Source organism: Patescibacteria group bacterium (genome assembly GCA_041651155.1).
GTDB lineage: Bacteria > Patescibacteriota > Patescibacteriia > CAIXNZ01 > CAIXNZ01 > JAPLYF01.
This window is the reverse complement of the sequence record JBAZJU010000003.1, coordinates 12,725-29,239: the sequence shown is the minus strand read 5'-3', so window position 1 is coordinate 29,239 and position 16,515 is coordinate 12,725. Positions and strand designations below refer to the sequence as shown.

At 35.9% G+C, this 16,515-nt stretch carries 16 protein-coding genes; 12 read left to right on the top strand and 4 right to left on the bottom strand.

Annotated features, from left to right (window positions below; genetic code table 11):
• Positions 1-571: 571 nt before the first annotated feature.
• Both WC460_03160 and WC460_03155 read left to right on the top strand, forming a co-directional pair.
• Positions 572-817 (top strand): hypothetical protein, encoded by a 246-nt coding sequence (locus tag WC460_03160; GenBank protein ID MFA5188334.1) that lies wholly within the window; start codon positions 572-574, stop codon positions 815-817.
• Between the two features lie 138 nt (positions 818-955).
• Positions 956-2,035, top strand: coding sequence for a hypothetical protein (locus WC460_03155; GenBank protein MFA5188333.1), 1,080 nt, complete (start codon positions 956-958; stop codon positions 2,033-2,035).
• A 50-nt stretch (positions 2,036-2,085) separates the two neighbouring features.
• On the opposite strand, the gene clpB is transcribed toward WC460_03155, so the two are convergent.
• Positions 2,086-4,707: an ATP-dependent chaperone ClpB gene (gene clpB, locus WC460_03150; GenBank protein MFA5188332.1), complete on the bottom strand. Its 2,622-nt coding sequence runs from the start codon at positions 4,705-4,707 to the stop codon at positions 2,086-2,088.
• A 179-nt stretch (positions 4,708-4,886) separates the two neighbouring features.
• On the opposite strand from clpB, the gene prs reads away from it, so the two are divergent.
• Entirely contained in the window at positions 4,887-5,933 is a 1,047-nt protein-coding gene (gene prs, locus WC460_03145; protein ID MFA5188331.1) for a ribose-phosphate diphosphokinase, read from the top strand.
• A 455-nt stretch (positions 5,934-6,388) separates the two neighbouring features.
• On the opposite strand, the gene amrS is transcribed toward prs, so the two are convergent.
• Positions 6,389-7,405, bottom strand: coding sequence for an AmmeMemoRadiSam system radical SAM enzyme (gene amrS, locus WC460_03140; protein MFA5188330.1), 1,017 nt, complete (start codon positions 7,403-7,405; stop codon positions 6,389-6,391).
• Between the two features lie 316 nt (positions 7,406-7,721).
• On the opposite strand from amrS, the gene WC460_03135 reads away from it, so the two are divergent.
• Genes WC460_03135 through gltX form a run of 3 tightly spaced genes read left to right on the top strand, consistent with a single transcriptional unit; the run spans position 7,722 to position 11,786 of the window.
• The gene (locus tag WC460_03135; protein MFA5188329.1) at positions 7,722-9,122 is read left to right on the top strand and encodes a L,D-transpeptidase; all 1,401 of its coding nucleotides are present in this window, start codon (positions 7,722-7,724) and stop codon (positions 9,120-9,122) included.
• Positions 9,122-10,309 carry a WecB/TagA/CpsF family glycosyltransferase gene (locus WC460_03130; protein ID MFA5188328.1) on the top strand — a complete coding sequence of 396 codons (1,188 nt, stop codon included), beginning with the start codon at positions 9,122-9,124 and terminating at the stop codon, positions 10,307-10,309. Before WC460_03135 ends, WC460_03130 begins: the two co-directional genes overlap by 1 nt.
• A 46-nt stretch (positions 10,310-10,355) precedes the next feature.
• On the top strand, positions 10,356-11,786 hold the full coding sequence (gene gltX, locus WC460_03125; protein ID MFA5188327.1) for a glutamate--tRNA ligase: 1,431 nt from the start codon (positions 10,356-10,358) through the stop codon (positions 11,784-11,786).
• Between the two features lie 72 nt (positions 11,787-11,858).
• Here gltX and WC460_03120 read toward each other — a convergent pair whose 3' ends face one another.
• The gene (locus tag WC460_03120) at positions 11,859-12,623 is read right to left on the bottom strand and encodes a helix-turn-helix domain-containing protein (protein MFA5188326.1); all 765 of its coding nucleotides are present in this window, start codon (positions 12,621-12,623) and stop codon (positions 11,859-11,861) included.
• Between the two features lie 255 nt (positions 12,624-12,878).
• Between WC460_03120 and WC460_03115 the strand changes: the two genes are divergently transcribed.
• Together WC460_03115 and WC460_03110 are read left to right on the top strand one after the other, a co-directional pair.
• A complete protein-coding gene (locus WC460_03115; GenBank protein ID MFA5188325.1) occupies positions 12,879-13,565 on the top strand; it encodes a hypothetical protein in 687 nt (228 codons plus the stop codon).
• Entirely contained in the window at positions 13,528-13,839 is a 312-nt protein-coding gene (locus WC460_03110) for a hypothetical protein (GenBank protein ID MFA5188324.1), read from the top strand. The genes WC460_03115 and WC460_03110 overlap by 38 nt, the downstream gene beginning before the upstream one ends.
• A gap of 199 nt (positions 13,840-14,038) precedes the next feature.
• Here WC460_03110 and WC460_03105 read toward each other — a convergent pair whose 3' ends face one another.
• Entirely contained in the window at positions 14,039-14,167 is a 129-nt protein-coding gene (locus WC460_03105; GenBank protein ID MFA5188323.1) for a hypothetical protein, read from the bottom strand.
• Between the two features lie 193 nt (positions 14,168-14,360).
• On the opposite strand from WC460_03105, the gene WC460_03100 reads away from it, so the two are divergent.
• From WC460_03100 to WC460_03085, 4 genes are all read left to right on the top strand, one after another.
• The gene (locus WC460_03100; GenBank protein MFA5188322.1) at positions 14,361-15,230 is read left to right on the top strand and encodes a hypothetical protein; all 870 of its coding nucleotides are present in this window, start codon (positions 14,361-14,363) and stop codon (positions 15,228-15,230) included.
• 175 nt (positions 15,231-15,405) lie between these two features.
• The gene (locus tag WC460_03095; protein MFA5188321.1) at positions 15,406-15,645 is read left to right on the top strand and encodes a hypothetical protein; all 240 of its coding nucleotides are present in this window, start codon (positions 15,406-15,408) and stop codon (positions 15,643-15,645) included.
• 5 nt (positions 15,646-15,650) lie between these two features.
• A complete protein-coding gene (locus WC460_03090) occupies positions 15,651-15,902 on the top strand; it encodes an HIT domain-containing protein (protein ID MFA5188320.1) in 252 nt (83 codons plus the stop codon).
• Positions 15,903-16,117: 215 nt separating this feature from the next.
• Positions 16,118-16,348 (top strand): hypothetical protein, encoded by a 231-nt coding sequence (locus WC460_03085; protein ID MFA5188319.1) that lies wholly within the window; start codon positions 16,118-16,120, stop codon positions 16,346-16,348.
• The last annotated feature ends 167 nt before the right edge of the window (positions 16,349-16,515 follow it).

Below are 16,515 nucleotides of genomic sequence, written 5' to 3'. Positions count from 1 at the left end.
TCTTAAAACCTTCCGATTTTATGCGGGAAAAAACTTCCGGAACGCGGGATTTGTAAAAACTGCCGCGATCCGGCCAATTGACTTCGAAATTCTCGAAAAATACGATTGAAAGGCCTATCATGGAAGGCCGAATCCTGATGATCGAAAGTTTGAGATTCAAACGGACGCACCATGGGCGACCGTCGAAAATGTGCCGAACGTCTAAAAAATCCGATGTTCTAATGGGCGTTCAAGCACAATCACGCTTCAATCCGGCCCGTGACTATGGCGCAACCTAGGAGCGCCGAAACGAGATGTTCATACGGTACCGGAACGTCATAATCTGCATGCCCGCAAAAAAGCTACCAGAGAATCTTAGGCGAACATGCTATTGCATGTAGATGAGGACGCCTTTTTATACGCTGGCGGCTACGACAAAGAAGGTTTTCTCTCCACACTCGGCCCCGTTACAAAATGCTTGAATGCATTTTTAACGGGGCCTTTGAATTTTATATAGCTATTGTGAAGAGCTGCGTGGACAAAAACTATCATTTCTGATAACTTTAACTAAAATCCATTAAGGAGGTAAAAAATGGAAGGCAAAAAAAAGAAAGCTGGGATTGAAGGCGTGCCGCTCCTAATTGAATTGGAAAACCCGAAAAATATTGTCGGTATCCAGGCCGTTCGCATGGAAAACAAGAAAGCTGCTGACAAGACAAAGGAATTAATCAAAGAAGATTATCGTCCAGAAAAAACCCTTGTTTTGCTCGGCATGAGCACCAAATTCCGCCAGACAAATTTCCACAAAATAGTGACAATTTTTGTCAAAAGGGGATAATAAATACTTGCAAAAACAAAACCGCCCTAGAACTTTGAGTTCAGGGCGGCTTTTTTTATTGTCAAAAAATTCACCAAAAACATTTGACTTTAACACACATATGTTTATACTTAAAGTATAAAAAATAACCTCAATATTATGAAAAAAATAATTGCTGATTTTATAAATAGATTCAAGAAAAGAATTGAACTAATTCTATTAATTTTAATAGTTCTAACAATTTTTGTATCTACACTTTTATTAGCCCTTCCAAATATTAAAGCTAATCTGGTTGTCACATACAATAATCCGATCAATATAATAATGAATGCCCTTACTAATTTAGTTTTAGCAGCGCTGGCCTTCATATTGCCACTTGTTGGCATCTTAATTTCACTCTTTCCAGAAGGGATAAAAAAACTTGAACAAAATTATGAGAACGAAAAATCATCAAATGAAAAAAATCTAGATGCTGAAATTAAAAAAAGGGAGGGTGGTATAGATTTAGCATTGATTGAAAAAACCATAAAGAGTTTAAAGAAAAATAAAAAAAACGCAGAGAATAAACTTTCATATTTGAACCCTAAATACCAAATACTTAGACTTTCCATCCCCCTCTTATTACTATTTGTAATTACATTATTATCTTTTTATCTGGAAATTATTTATAAATATTTTATAATAATTCCGATTAGTATACTTTTATTGGGATATTTCGTATATGTAATCATAAAATTATTAGAAATCGTGATGGAAATTTCGAAAATACTAAACGATGAAAAAAATACTTCTGATAACAAAATAATAGAATTATTGTCGACTTTAATTGATAAAACTGGGTCAGGCCAAAAAATCTTACTTGAACAAATATTTATAAAATTTGGTGATCAAAAACTTGAGCCTAACAAGGAATTAAGATTTGCATCTAATAAAAAGCAGGAGATACCCATATCAATTTTAAATTCATCATCAGAAATGGCTAAAAATATACAAATCGGACTTGTTTTCCCTCTAGATTTTCTAGTAGAAGATACCCCCAACATCTCTTCTATATATAAAGGAGAAGAAAAACAAATAGTGCGTTTTAAACAAGAGATGATACAATGTAGCGAAGATAATCATCAGGGGAATATTAATATAACATTCTTAAAAGATGGAATTCACCAAATTACTGCTTTCATAAAAGGTGAAAACGTTAAACATCAAAATTTTATATTTAAGATCGAAGTAGTTAAATAATTTTATATTAAAAAAGAGGAGATATAAACCGCCTCTTTTTTTATTTCAGTTTATTTAAACACTACTTTATCCTTCTCCACATCAACCTTAACTTTCTGTCCTTCTTTAATTTTGCCTTCAATTATCTGCAAAGCCAGATCATCAAGGATTTGACTTTGAATCACGCGTTTAAGCGGACGCGCGCCAAATTGGGGATCAAAGCCTTTGTTGGCCAGATATTCTTCCAAAGCTTTGGTAAACTCTAATTTGATTTTCTTATCAGCCAAACGCTTGGTGACTATTTCCAGCTGTAATTCAATAATTTTTTCAATTTCTTTTTTACCTAAAGGATGGAAAATAATTATTTCATCAAGACGATTAATAAATTCTGGTTTAAACTGGGCTTTTAAGGCTTCATAAACTTTTTCTTTCATTTTTTCCTCATCCATTGTATTCTCTTTTTTAAGTGTCTTATCTTCAAAGCCAAGCGAAACATCTTTCAAAAGCTGATTGCCCAAATTTGAAGTCATGATAATAATTGTATTTTTGAAATTAACAACTCGTCCTTTGGCATCAGTCAAACGGCCATCATCTAAAAGCTGTAATAAAACATTAAATACTTCCGGGTGGGCTTTTTCAATTTCATCAAATAAAACTACAGAGTAGGGGCGTCTACGCACTTGTTCAGTTAATTGTCCGCCTTCTTCATAGCCGATATAGCCTGGGGGAGAACCAATGAATTTGGAAACAGAATGCTTTTCCATATATTCAGACATGTCCACGCGAATCATGGCATTTTCATCATTGAACATAAATTCAGCCAGAGCTTTGGCTAATTCTGTTTTACCCACGCCAGTTGGGCCTAAAAAGATAAATGAGCCAATTGGCCTGTTTTCTTCTGACACGCCAGCTCGTGAGCGCCTGATGGCATTAGCCACTGCAGAAATCGCTTCTTGCTGGCCAACCACGCGTTTTCTCAGTTCATCCTCAGCATGGGCTAATTTGGCCATTTCTGACTCAAGCATTTTGGAAACCGGGATGCCTGTCCAGCGTGAAACAACATGGGCAATATCTTCTTCAGTTACTTCTTCTTTCAGAATTTTATGGTCTTTTTGCACATTAGCTAATTTTTTTTCAAATTCTTTGATTTTCTTTTCAATCGCTGGGATCTGGCCATAACGAATTTCCGCCACTTTTTGCAGTTCAGCCTTTCTTTCCAAGATATCAGCCTCTTGTTTCAAAGAATCAATTTTCTTTTTGGCTTCGCGAATCTGGGTAATAATATCTTTCTCGCTTTTCCAGTGCAATTCCAATTGGTTGGATTTTTCTTTTAAATCATGCAATTCTTTATCTAAAATTTTCAAATTGTCCTTTGAGCCTTTATCAGATTCTTTTTTTAGCGCTGCTTTTTCAATTTCCAGCTGTTTCGTTTTGCGCTTCATTTTATCAAGCTCCTCAGGCATTGAATCAATTTCCATACGCAGAGCAGAAGTTGCTTCATCTATTAAATCAACTGCTTTATCAGGCAAAAAACGGTCAGTAATATATCTTTGAGAAAATTCAGCCGCAGCTAAAATCGCTGAGTCAGTAATTCTTACGCCATGATGGACTTCATATTTATCTTTAATACCGCGCAAAATTGCGATCGTATCTTCAATAGAAGGTTCCAAGACCATGACTGGCTGAAAGCGTCTTTCTAAAGCAGGATCTTTTTCAATATATTTGTGATATTCTTTCAAAGTTGTAGCGCCAATGGCATGCAATTTACCGCGAGCTAAAGCTGGCTTTAACATATTGGATGCATCCATTGAACCTTCAATCGCGCCAGCGCCGACAACAGTATGCAGTTCATCAATAAATAAAATTATCTGGCCATTGGAATTTTCAACTTCCTTTAAAACTGCTTTTAAGCGATCCTCAAATTCACCGCGGAATTTGGTCCCGGCAATTAAAGAACCCAAATCCAAAGCAATTACTTCTTTATTTTTTAAAGTTTCCGGCACATCACCAGCCACAATTCTTTGCGCTAAACCTTCGGCAATGGCTGTTTTGCCAACTCCGGCTTCACCGATCAAAACCGGATTATTTTTTGTTCTGCGGGATAAAACCTGCATCACGCGGCGAATTTCAGAATCACGCCCAATGACCGGATCTAATTTCTCTTGCCTGGCCATTTCTGTTAAATTCTGGGCGTACTTTTCCAAAACCTGGAATTTTGATTCTGGTTCCGGATCTGTAATTCTGGTAGAGCCACGCAGCTGCGCCAATAATTTTAAAACAGCATCATATTGAATACCAAAAGAATCCAAAAGAATTTTGACCTTGCTTTTGGTATTTAACATTGATAAAAAAATGTGTTCAGTTGAGATATACTCATCCTTGAATTCTTTAGCTTCTTTTTCTGAGCCAGCTAAAACTCGGGCTAAATCTTCGGTTAAAAACATCTGAGTCAGGCTTATATCGCCTTTGGTTTTTGGGAATGCTTCAATAGCCTGAAAAATCTGATTTTTTAATTGAGCAGGGTCAACTTCCAATTTTTTTAAAATTGTATTAACTAAACTTTCGTCTTGAGTAAGCAGGGAAGCGAGCAAATGCAAAGCATCAACCTGCTGGTTTTGATGGTCAATGGCAATTTCCTGGGCATTTCTCAAAGCTTCCTGGGATTTAGTGGTTAATTTATTGGGGTTAAACATATTTTGAATAATTATGAATTATGAATGCTGAATTATGAAATTTAGCACTCCAGCTTCAAGAGTGCTAAGTTTAGTATAATAAATAAAAAAGTGAATGTCAAGCTTGACTTTTTAGTAAAAAATGTTAAGGTTAATGTGCCTTAAATTGGTAAACAAAAACTTTTTACAGAGGAGGAAAAATGAAGTTTCGCGGAGTAAAAGTAATGGCTTTGCCTGGTTCGGATATTCTGGCAGAGAAGGTCTGTAAAGAACTATACAAACGCCTGCCAAAGATATTTAAACCTGAGGAGGGCTTAATCTTATCTCGGCCAAAAGTGTCATATTTTGACAATGAAAACGTGGAATTGCAAATAGATAATGTTCGCGGTTATTTTGTCGTAGTAATACACACTCAAACTCCGCCTGTAAATCAACGCTTGGTTGAACTGATGTGTTTACTTGACGCTATTTACAATTCTAATGCTGCTGACTTGCTGCTAACTTTTCCATACATGCCTTACGCTCGCAGTGACCGTAAGGACAAGCCCAGAATTTCTGTAATGAGCAGCGTTTTAGCCCAAATTATCAATAAAACTCTGGGCGTTGAAAGAGTGCTTTTACTAGACCCACATGACACTCACGTCAAGCATTATTTCAGGCCCTCAGCTGATGAAATTTCCACTATTTACATGTTTGCGGATTATCTCAACAACTACATTCAAACGGTTTTAGGTGGAAAAAAAGATGACGTGCTAATCTGCTTTTCTGACAGCAGTGCCGCTAAACGCTCGGCCAAGCTTACCGAAATTACTAAGCTGCCTCACGATTATATTGACAAGGTTCGTGATGGCAAAGTCGTGGAAATAAAACGCGAAATTGCCACTAAAGGCAAAATCTGCATCATGATTGACGACGAAATCTGCTCTGGGGGAACAGCGATCAAAGATGCTCAAGCCCTGAAAGACAATGGCGCTAAAAAAATCATTATGTATGCGCCGCATGCGCCCCTAGCCAAGGAAGGAAAATCAACAGCCGAGGTTATCGCGGCTTTAAAAAATTCACCGATAGATGAATTTGTCATAACCGATACTATACCGGTTGAAGACAAAGTCAGCGGTGAACCAAAGTTCAAAATCCTTTCTATAGCCGGACTATTAGCCGAAGCCATCAGACAAACAATTGAAGATGATTCAGTCACCCAACTTCATGAACCTGGAAATGTTGGCCTTTATCGGCCACAATACTAAAACAATAAGACGGCCCTAAAAAGCCGTCTTTTTCTATTTCAATTAAAAAAGGCCCGCTTGATTGCAGGCCGTAATTTTTATAAAAACCACAGAATATGAGTGGTATATTCTGTCCTTTATAGGCGGATTATTCCTACGTCCGGACGCCTCGCTATGCAAGGCATGGTTTATTGGGTTTTTTTAATAGACTCAATCTCCACTCTTGAGTCCAACCCGGTCATATTTCGCAAATTCTATCCAATTTGCTACTTTTAAATAGAGAGATTTTTCCCCTAAATTTTCTTAGGATAGTAAGTTTTATCTAGGGTAAGCCTATTAAATCCATCTAGGCATCTCAAGGACATGATAGCATATAATTAAAATATTGTCAATAGCTGAGCAAAAAAACGGCCTAGAAATATTATAGAATTCACGCACGGCCACTAAAGTGGCCTATGATATAAATTTGTCCGTTTTTACTTTAAAACCAACTCAATTTTTTCATTACATTTAGGGCAATAGCCATTTTGATCAAAGCGCTTTATTTCATAGCCAAACCGCTTAATCACCAGTTCTCCGCATTTTGGACAATAGGTATTTTCCATTGTATCAGAAGTGACATTGCCCCCATAAACATATTTTAAACCAATCTCTTTGCCAATTTTATAGGCCTTATAAATTAAATCTTCTTCTGTGGGATCTTGATCTTGCAGTTTATATTGAGGGAAAAATCGAGAAATATGCCAGGGAGTTTCCGAGCCTAAATAATTTTTTATAAATTTAGCAATTTCTTCCAGCTCTTTATCAGAATCATTTAGGCCCGGAATAATCAAAGTAGTTATTTCCAGCCAGATTTTATGATGATTTAATAATTTTAAATTTTCCAAAACCGGCTGTAATTTTGCCCCACAGATTTTTAAATATGTTTCATTAGTAAAAAATTTCAAATCAACATTTATCGCATCCAAATAGGGAAGTATCTCCGGCCAAGCCTCGGGCGCAGTATAACCATTAGACACCCAGACATTTTTAAGCCCGGCTTCTTTGGCCAGCTTCATGCAATCCAAGGCAAATTCAGCATAGATCGTAGGTTCAGTATAAGTGTAAGATATTGAAAGACAGCCGCTTTCTTTAGCCTTTTGGATAATTTCCTCTGGTTTAGTGTCTTGCCCTGGCACAAAATCAGCCTCCAGGCCTTTCTCAGCATATTGGGAAATATCAGCATTTTGGCAGTGAAGGCAGTGGAAATTACAGCCAACAGTGGCTATTGAATAACTTAAACTGCCTGGCAAAAAATGGAATAGCGGCTTTTTCTCAATTGGATCAATATTAGCCGTAATCACTTTGCCATAATCCAGGGCATAAAGCTTATTTTCAATATTTTTCCTCACAGCGCAAATACCACGATTGCCATCAGCTATTAAGCAATAATGGTTGCAAAGCTGGCACTGAATTTTATTGTCTTTTTTTACCCAGAATTGCGCTAATTTCATAAGGATACTAATTTACTAATTTTTACCTGCCTGCCGCCTGCCTGCCGGTAGGCAGGGCAGGCAGGCTAATACTACTAATATTTCAAGGAATCCTACTGGACAAATTTGTAGATTAGTAGATTATTAGTACATTAGTAACCTAATTATAACAAAAAAAAGGGGACAGCGCATGTCCCCAAATGGGTTCCAGAATCTCTTTAATAGAGAAAAAGAGTGTTTGTGGCTTGGCCCTAAAATTTCCACAAGACACTTATGTCTTAATTATAAATCTGCCAGATTCATTGTCAAGATGATTATAAATAGATATAATTAAATTATGAAAAAAATCATTATTATCACCTTATTAGGCTTATTATTTGCCACAAACATCAAGGCAGAAACCTTACCTGCAGATCAGATTGTTAAGATTAGGCCGACAATCAGAATTTTTAATGTAGAAACATTACAAGCTGAAAAGGATATTTTCCCATTTCCTGAAAATTCCACGGTTGAAGGCTTAAATATCGCAGTGGCTGATTTGGAAAATGATAAAAAGCCTGAAATCATTGTGGCAGCTGGCAGGAATGAAAAACCTTTGATTAAAATTTTTGACAGCCAAGGCAGCTTTAAATTTGAATTTTTAGCATATGAAGAAAATTATACTGGCGGGATTAAGGCTATTGCCACTGATTTATTCAATGATAGCACCTCAGAAATAATCACGGCTCAAAATGAAGGAGGCAATTCTGAAATCAGAGTCTTTGACCGCTTTGGCAACCGACTTTTCGGATTCTTTGCTTTTGACAAAAAATTAACAGGTGGTGTCAGCATTTCAGCCGGTGATGTAAACCTAGATGGCCAAAAGGAAATAATTGTCGGCGCCGGCTATGGGCAAGAACCGGTTGTTAAAATTTTTAGCAATTACAGCAATTATTTGAGTTATTTTTCTGCCTATGAAAAAAGTTTTAAAGGCGGAGTAAATGTTTTAGCTGTTGATATAAATAATGATAAAAAAGCTGAAATCATAACAGCGCCAGCAGTAAATAAAGAACCAAGGGTAAAAATTTTTACTGATCAGGCAAAATTGCTTAATGAATTTCTGGCTTATGATAAAAATTTTTTGGGTGGCGTAAATTTGGCTTCCAGCGACATTGATAGTGATGGTAAAAATGAAATTCTAACAGGTCCTGGCTATGGCGGCGGCGCGCATTTAAGGGCATTTTCAGCTGAGGGAAAACTAAAAATTGGCCCCAGGGTTTTTGTTTATGAAAATTTTCGCGGAGGCATCTTGATTGCGGATAGCAATTTTAATAGTATTGGACAAAAAGAAATATTAGCCGCCACTCAAACCGTTCCCTCACAAAAAATTATTGAAATTGATTTAAGCAAACAAAAACTTTATGCCTATAGCAATGGGGTTTTACTAAAAGAATTTATAATTTCCAGCGGTAAATGGAAATATCCAACTCCGCTGGGAGATTTTAAAATTAACACCAAAGTTCCAAAAACTACCATGGCTCGGAATTACGGACCAAATAACCCTGATAATTATAACCTGCCAAATGTGCCGAATGTTATGTATTTTTACCGTGATTATGCCATACATGGAGCTTATTGGCACTGGAATTTTGGCACCAGAGTAAGTCATGGCTGCGTAAATTTAAAATTACCTGACGCCAAATGGCTTTATGACTGGACTCCAATAGGTACGCCTGTTAATATTTATGCTTCAAAATAATGGAAGAGGTTTACATCCTAGGTTCAAAAATTAATGATATTTCTTTAAATGAAGCAATCGGGGAGATTGCTAATTTTTTATTAACTGGAAAAAAAAGTTATCTTGTCACACCTAATCCTGAAATTTGTCTGGTCGGTTATAAAGATAAACAATTTCGAAGGATAATCCAAAACTCTTTTATTTCCATTCCCGACGGCTTTGGCTTAAAGCTTGGCGCCAGAATTTTTGGACAAAAATTATTCAATATTACAACGGGAGCAGATCTATGCTGGGAAGTATTAAAACTGGCTGAACACAAAAATTATTCAATCCTATTTTTTGAAGGCAGGCCCCAAATTGGAGATAGAGCACTAAATGTGATCAGCCAAAAATATCCGAATTTAAAAATTAAATTCCTTGATCCGGGCAAGGTTGATAAACAAGGTAATTTTGAAAATCCAAATTTAATCAAGCAAATTAATGAATTCCACCCAGATATTATTCTTGTTAATTTTGGACCGCCCAAACAGGAATATTTTATCAGTAAAAATATTGAAAAAATAGACACAAAATTAATGCTTGGTATAGGCGGCAGTCTGGATTTTATTTCTGGCAGACTCAATAGAGCGCCAGAATCTTGGCGCAAACTGGGCATTGAATGGCTCTGGCGCTTAATCCAGGAACCCTGGCGCTGGAAAAGAATCATCAAGGCTGTTATAATATTTCCATTAGCTTGCTTGGGGTGGAGATTCGGCAGTACTTTTATTTACCGTAAAAATGTTGCTGCTTTCATTATAAATAACAACAAACAAATACTGATCACCCAGCATTCTAAATATGGCGGGTGGGTACTGCCTCAAGGGGGCGCAAAAAATGCTAAGACAAAAGACAAACTAGAGGAAGCAGTAAGACGCGAAATGAAAGAAGAACTTGGCACGGATAAATTCCAGATTGTAAAAATGCTTAAAAACTGCTATAAGTACAAATGGCAAAAAGATAAAAATTATATTGATATTGATAAGTTTAAAGGACAAAAGCAAACTTTATTCTTACTTAAATTCACTGGCCAAGACACAGATATAAAATTGGATTTACATGAACACACAGAATGGCAATGGATTGATAAAAATAAAATTCTGGAAAAAGTCTCGCCCAGAAGAAAAAAATTAGTTCAAATCGGCCTTGATAAATTTAAAGAATATTTATAACGATACTAATTTACGAATCAGCTACGAATCTACTAATATTAATAATATGCAAAAGGTTATTACACGATTTGCTCCGAGTCCCACGGGCTATTTGCATGTAGGCGGTTTAAGGACTGCTTTATATAATTTTTTATTTGCCAAACATAATCATGGTAAATTTTTGTTAAGAATTGAAGACACTGACCAGGCCAGATTAGTTAAAGGTGCAGATAAGGAAATCTTTAAAATCTTAGATGAATTTGGTTTAAAATATGACAATAAACCAGTTTATCAGTCCCAACGACTAGAAATTTATCAAAAATTTGCCGCTCAACTGGTTAAGGAAGGGAAGGCCTATTATTGTTTCTGCACGCCGGAACGTTTGGAGAAAATGAGGCAGGAGCAACTTAAAAATGGTAAACCGCCAATGTATGATGGTCTTTGTAGGCAATTAACGGAAAAAGATATAGAACAAAAAATATTAGCCAAAATACCCCATGTTGTGAGACTTAAAGTCCCAAGACTTACAGAAAAACCAGCTATTACTTTTAATGATTTAATAAGAGGACATGTTGGATTTATGACAACTACAATTGATGATCAAGTCTTAATCAAATCAGATGGCTTTCCAACTTATCATTTAGCTAGTGTGATTGACGATCACGAAATGGAAATTACCCATGTTATTCGCGGTGAAGAGTGGCTTTCTTCAACACCTAAACATTTGCTGCTTTATGAAGCATTTGGCTGGATTCCTCCTTATTTTGCACATTTACCTTTGCTTTTAAACTCTGACAAATCAAAACTTAGTAAAAGGCAAGGCGACGTTGCTGCTGAAGATTATTTGCAAAAAGGTTATTTGCCTGAGGCGCTTATAAACTTTGTGGCAATGCTTGGCTGGAATCCTGGCGAAGGCAATACCAAAGAAATATTCAATTTACAAGAATTGATTAAAATTTTTGACTTTAAAAACGTGAATAAATCAGGCGCAGTTTTTGACACAGAAAAACTTGATTGGATAAATGGTTTATATATTCGCAAAATGAAAGTCAAAGAATTAACTAAATTATGCCTACCATATCTTAAAGGCATTAATCCTAAATTAGCTGAAAAAATAGTGGCAGTTGAACAGGAACGGCTAAAAAAACTTTCTGATATCAATCAAAACATTGAATTCTTCCAAAAAGAACCTGAATACAAGGCCGAACTTTTAATCTGGAAAAAATCAAATAAAGATGCAACTTTGGAAAATTTGGTTAAACTTGAGGATTTTATTTTAACTTTAAATGACCCTGACTTTAAAACAATTAAAAATCTGGAAGATAAAGTTATAACCTGGATTAAAAAAGAAAATTACGGGGTAGGGGATATGCTTTGGCCAATGAGAGTGGCTCTATCAGGCCTGCAAAATTCTCCCAGTCCCTTTGAAATTGCCTGGGTTTTGGGGAAAAAGGAAACATTAAAAAGAATAAATTCAGCGCAAAATATACTCAGATAAAAATTATTTTCTCATACTCAACCGAAGCAGCGATTTGCAAATCGCTGCTTCGGTGTTTTGTATAATAATTTTTTATTTCTTAACTTTCATGGTCTGCTTCCAAGCCAATTCAAAAAAATTACGATAAGAATTGGCCACATCCTCGCTTTCAATCACAACCACGAAAACTTCTTTGCGCAAAGAGAAAATGGCTAATTTGTTGCCAAATATCATATTATCATTATGTTCAAATTTAACGCCTCGTGGCGCTAAAGCAATTTGATGATTGGGATTTTGATTGGCTTTTATTTTATCTAAATAGTCAGAAGATTCAGCTTCTTTAGCCACCAAAATTTCCCTGGCTTTAAATCGTTTATTTTTCATAAGCTTAATCCACCAAACCAAAGTATCTTTATATTCTTCTTGCATAAAATGCGCTAATGAGCCCCAATATAAAACTTCCTCTCCCTTGGCTAAAGATCTTTCAGATTCTAAATAAACCTGCCTCACGCCTTGTTTGCCCTCAAAAACTTCTATTTGCGGCTTTTGTGGCTGGGTTTGATATAATTTTTCTAAATCTGGCAATGCGTCAGCCAAATTAACTGTTTGATTTTGCAGACGTTTTAATAATACTTTTGGGCTAATGGCTTTGTAAAAAGTGGCCTTTTGTGTTTTGCGAATGCTGACAAAAGCCATTTCTTTAAGCTGTTCTAAAATAAAATAAACAGTAGTGCGTTTAAGCCCGCTTTGCTTGGCAATATTATAAGCAGTATCTGAACCCAATTTTAAACTGGCCAAATAAACACTGGCCTGTTTTTTATTTAAGCCAACTGAATGTAAAATTTGTTCTAAGTTCATATGTTTTGAATTACGTCAGCCATAGGCTGATCCGCCTTTGGCGGAAATTATGAAATATTATATCCAAATATAACATATACTCAAATTTTAGTCAACATTTTAGTCAACAGATACTATTTTACTATTTATATTTGGCTAATTTTAGTCAAATAAATACCATTTTATAGTCATTTATCTTGACTATATCCTGGTATTTACTATGATTAGTCATTAACTCGTACTTTGAAACGAAAAGAAAACAAGGAGGAGAAAGAAATGAATGATCCAAAAATTATAGATGCAATCTTAAAATCAATAAAGGAACAAGGTGGGAACGAAAGAGATCTTCACCATCTATTAAACGATCCTTATTTAACTAGCAAGGTAGCTAAAGATATAATTGATTTGCATGGAGGAATTGAAGTTGTGTGCCAGATACTAATTGATAAAAATTTGCCAAAGGAGGAAGAAACTAGAATCAGAAAATATTATGAACAAGAATCTTCTAGTGAAAAGTTTATTATGGAAAATCAGTTCCCAATTTTAAAAACTCCCTGCAAAGCTGAATTGGTGAAGGTCTACATAGAAGTATTCAAAAGAACAATAGAAGATATATTAAATTTGCTAAAAAGCAAAGGTCTTCATGCTGCATGTTTTGAACATTTAGAGCATACTTTTTTGGGGCACATCCATGGACAACTTAAATGTGATATAGGATGTGAACCAATCTATGCCCTTGGTTCAAAAGTAGTTAACTCAAAAGGAATACATTACCCAGTATGTACTTTTGAAAAAGCATGCATTGATGGTAGTTATCTCTATACCGTAAAAGATGAAGACCTACACTGGTCAGAAGTACATGCCAATACGTACATAGGTAATAACTACTTTTTAGCTGTTCGTCTAAAGAATGAAGGAGATGAGAGTGAAATTTTCAACCCGCCCCCTAACCCACAGGAATGAAAGTAGTCAATCAATAGATTACTCTGAATTACCAAACAACATCAAGCTTCTATGCGCTGTATGTCTCGGCATAGATCCCGTTGATTTTAAATACTGCAATGGAAAATATCCCATTATAGACATTGCTAGATTTCGGACTATGGCTGGGGAAAACATAGAGATATGGTTACCCTTGACTCTTAAAAAAGGTGAACCCGAATACCAACCAGTTGCTGAGATAAAAGTTGATTTAACATGGATGCCTTTTGTTAAGGCCGCAATCAAAGCCGTATAACGCCATTTAAGGGGATTCACATCCCCTTATTTCTAAAGCCCATCAATGGTTGGCGGGTTTTAGGGAATCCTCAATCTTTGATTGAGGATAAAAACGAACTTTGAAAAAAAGGAGAAGAAAATGACGAAAAAATGTGTAAAGATTCTTACAACATCAATAAGAGCGCTAAAAATATTCAGCATTTTTTATTTTTTTGCTCTTATGGCTTTGCCACTAATTCTTTTTTTACTCTGGCTAGCACAAGTGGAGCTACGAATAGATCACTCTGCTTTCTTACTTCAAATATTCTGTGAGCATCTTGATAAATGTTTTTTTCTACATTTTTCATTAGCTGTACTTCTTATTACACTCTCAGCATATTTGGAAAAGGAGATAGAAACTAAGAAATTAAAGCATTCAGTTTAAGGGGCATATCCCCTTATTTCTAAAACTCATTACATGTTAGTGGGTTTTAGAGAGTCTTGAAAATATTTTTCAAGGCAAAAAATGTACATTGAAAAAAGAGAAGGAGGAGGTGTAAGATGTCAGATCGGGGATCGAAGTTATATGATATTCCGCTCGTCCAGGCCCATGACTTCATGCGTGCTTTTATTCAGGCAAAAGGCAATACTGAATTGCTTCAATTTGCCATCGAGACGACGGAAAGTATGAAGAGAATTATTAATCTATTAACCGATGATCAAACAGAGCTTCTGTCCTACGAGGAAGAACTAAGGGATGAATTATATCGCTACCCTTTAGGATTTCGAATCCTTCCAGTTGATGAACAGGTACATAGTTTACTTAAGTATTTCCCAAATTTAAATGCCAGCCATGTTAACGAACTGGCCAAAGGAAATTTACCAAAAGGAGCAGAGGGCTGGGCAGTAATACCTAAACCTGACAGGATCGGAACTTATTACGAGGCATTTACAAAAGCCCTCCAGCTGATTGCTGAAAATCGGGTTTTCAAAATTTGGCTAGAGGATGAGCTGTTAGAACAAAATATTTCTCTGTTCGATAAAACTAAGCAATGCCATTCCAAACTAAATGCGCAACCAGGAGATTTATGGGTATTCCCATTCCAGTTCGGCAAACGATGGTCTAAACACAGTTACCATATGGTATGTTTTGAAAACAATGAATTCGGACTGGGACCTTACGAAATAGCAATTCTACTTCTTACACATCCGAATCGTATCATTAAGTCCATTCAAATCCAAATTGGCTGCTTAGGTTGTGAGTACAAAGGAGCTTCTGCTAATGCTAATTTTGATGACTACCTCATCTTTTACCGGAACAGTATACACGATCGTTTAGACCTGGGATGCTTTACAAAAAATGATCTAGCGAATACTTATCCCGCTATTTCTGGCTTCTTATCATTGGATCCAAGCTCACAAAAAACTTAACCCAAAATGCGAATAACTTGGATAAATTTCTTTGGTGGATAATTTTTCAATTCAGGGGATGTCTCTCATCCCCTTATTTCTAAAGCTCATTATGAGTTAGTGGGCTTTAGGGAATTCTCAATCTTTGATTGAGAATAAAAACGAACTTTGAAAAACAAAACAAGAAAGGGAAATCATGAATAAAGATGATATTGTCAAAACAGATTTTGGGGAATTTATAACAGTAAAATCAATTACTGAATCGGTTATTGATTCCCATCCATGGTTGGAACCAACAGATATTGAATTTATTTCTAAAAAAACAGATATAAATTTATATGTTACTGTTGGACATAGTGAGTGGATTTCTCTAATTATTAAAAGTTACCTCGAACTTGAAACCAATGAACGTACTGAAATTCGAATCAGGAGATGAGCTTGGTGGCAGAAGCTGTCTGGAAAACCTTTAACCCAGAAAAACTGAATATTGAAATGCTAGGAAATACTGCTAATCATTTGCATTGGCATGTTTTCCCAAGATACGCAAATGATCCAAATCCGTCAAAACCCATTTGGGTCATAGATGAAAAAATCAGAAAGGCTGAAGGTACAAAACCTAGCCAAAAAGCCTTAGATGAGATGAAGAATGGATTGGGAAATGAAATAAAAAAACTTCTGCAGCATCGGCAATAAACATAAAAAACTTTTGCTGGCGTTCCTGACATTGCATAAGTATCCTAAACAAAACTTTAATCTAGTCCAGGGGATGACACATCCCCTTATTTCTAAAGCTCATCAAACATGGTCTGCCTTCGCTCTGCGGAGCTACGGCGGACAATGGTGGGTTTTAGGGAATTCTCAATCTTTGATTGAGAATAAAAATGTACATTGAAAAAAAGGAGAAGAAAATGACGAAACAAACAAGAGAAATAGTTTCGGCTATTTTATACTTCGGATTGTATGTAATTCAAGCAATTGGGCTTGCTATCATTTTACTTGGGATTCTAAATTTTTTAGTGTACGGCATCCCATCCCAAAACAATAGAGATCTTTTCGCCCTGTTCGCTTCGCTGTACTTTGCAGGTAATTTTGCAGTTTACATAGTCTATTTGGTCAGAAAACACATCCCAAAAAATTAAGGAAAGGAGAAAATTTTTGTTTATAATAGTGTACCTAATAATCATTCTGCATTGCATAATAGGATTCATTTGCCTGGATAAATTCGGACTCATCTCTCATATGATTTGGGTAATAATGGCTATTTATCTTCCTATTTTGCTAATGCAACAAAACCCTCCTTGCGAAA

Excerpts from the sequence above, each read along its gene's own strand:
- prs (MFA5188331.1), top strand. The coding sequence starts at position 4,887 with ATGAAGTTTCGCGGAGTAAAAGTAATGGCTTTGCCTGGTTCGGATATT.
- WC460_03115 (MFA5188325.1), top strand. The coding sequence starts at position 12,879 with ATGAATGATCCAAAAATTATAGATGCAATCTTAAAATCAATAAAGGAA.
- WC460_03100 (MFA5188322.1), top strand. The coding sequence starts at position 14,361 with ATGTCAGATCGGGGATCGAAGTTATATGATATTCCGCTCGTCCAGGCC.
- WC460_03095 (MFA5188321.1), top strand. The coding sequence starts at position 15,406 with ATGAATAAAGATGATATTGTCAAAACAGATTTTGGGGAATTTATAACA.
- gltX (MFA5188327.1), top strand. The coding sequence starts at position 10,356 with ATGCAAAAGGTTATTACACGATTTGCTCCGAGTCCCACGGGCTATTTG.
- clpB (MFA5188332.1), bottom strand. The coding sequence starts at position 4,707 with ATGTTTAACCCCAATAAATTAACCACTAAATCCCAGGAAGCTTTGAGA.
- WC460_03105 (MFA5188323.1), bottom strand. The coding sequence starts at position 14,167 with ATGAAAAATGTAGAAAAAAACATTTATCAAGATGCTCACAGAATATTT.
- WC460_03155 (MFA5188333.1), top strand. The coding sequence starts at position 956 with ATGAAAAAAATAATTGCTGATTTTATAAATAGATTCAAGAAAAGAATT.
- WC460_03120 (MFA5188326.1), bottom strand. The coding sequence starts at position 12,623 with ATGAACTTAGAACAAATTTTACATTCAGTTGGCTTAAATAAAAAACAG.
- WC460_03160 (MFA5188334.1), top strand. The coding sequence starts at position 572 with ATGGAAGGCAAAAAAAAGAAAGCTGGGATTGAAGGCGTGCCGCTCCTA.
- WC460_03135 (MFA5188329.1), top strand. The coding sequence starts at position 7,722 with ATGAAAAAAATCATTATTATCACCTTATTAGGCTTATTATTTGCCACA.
- amrS (MFA5188330.1), bottom strand. The coding sequence starts at position 7,405 with ATGAAATTAGCGCAATTCTGGGTAAAAAAAGACAATAAAATTCAGTGC.
- WC460_03085 (MFA5188319.1), top strand. The coding sequence starts at position 16,118 with ATGACGAAACAAACAAGAGAAATAGTTTCGGCTATTTTATACTTCGGA.
- WC460_03130 (MFA5188328.1), top strand. The coding sequence starts at position 9,122 with ATGGAAGAGGTTTACATCCTAGGTTCAAAAATTAATGATATTTCTTTA.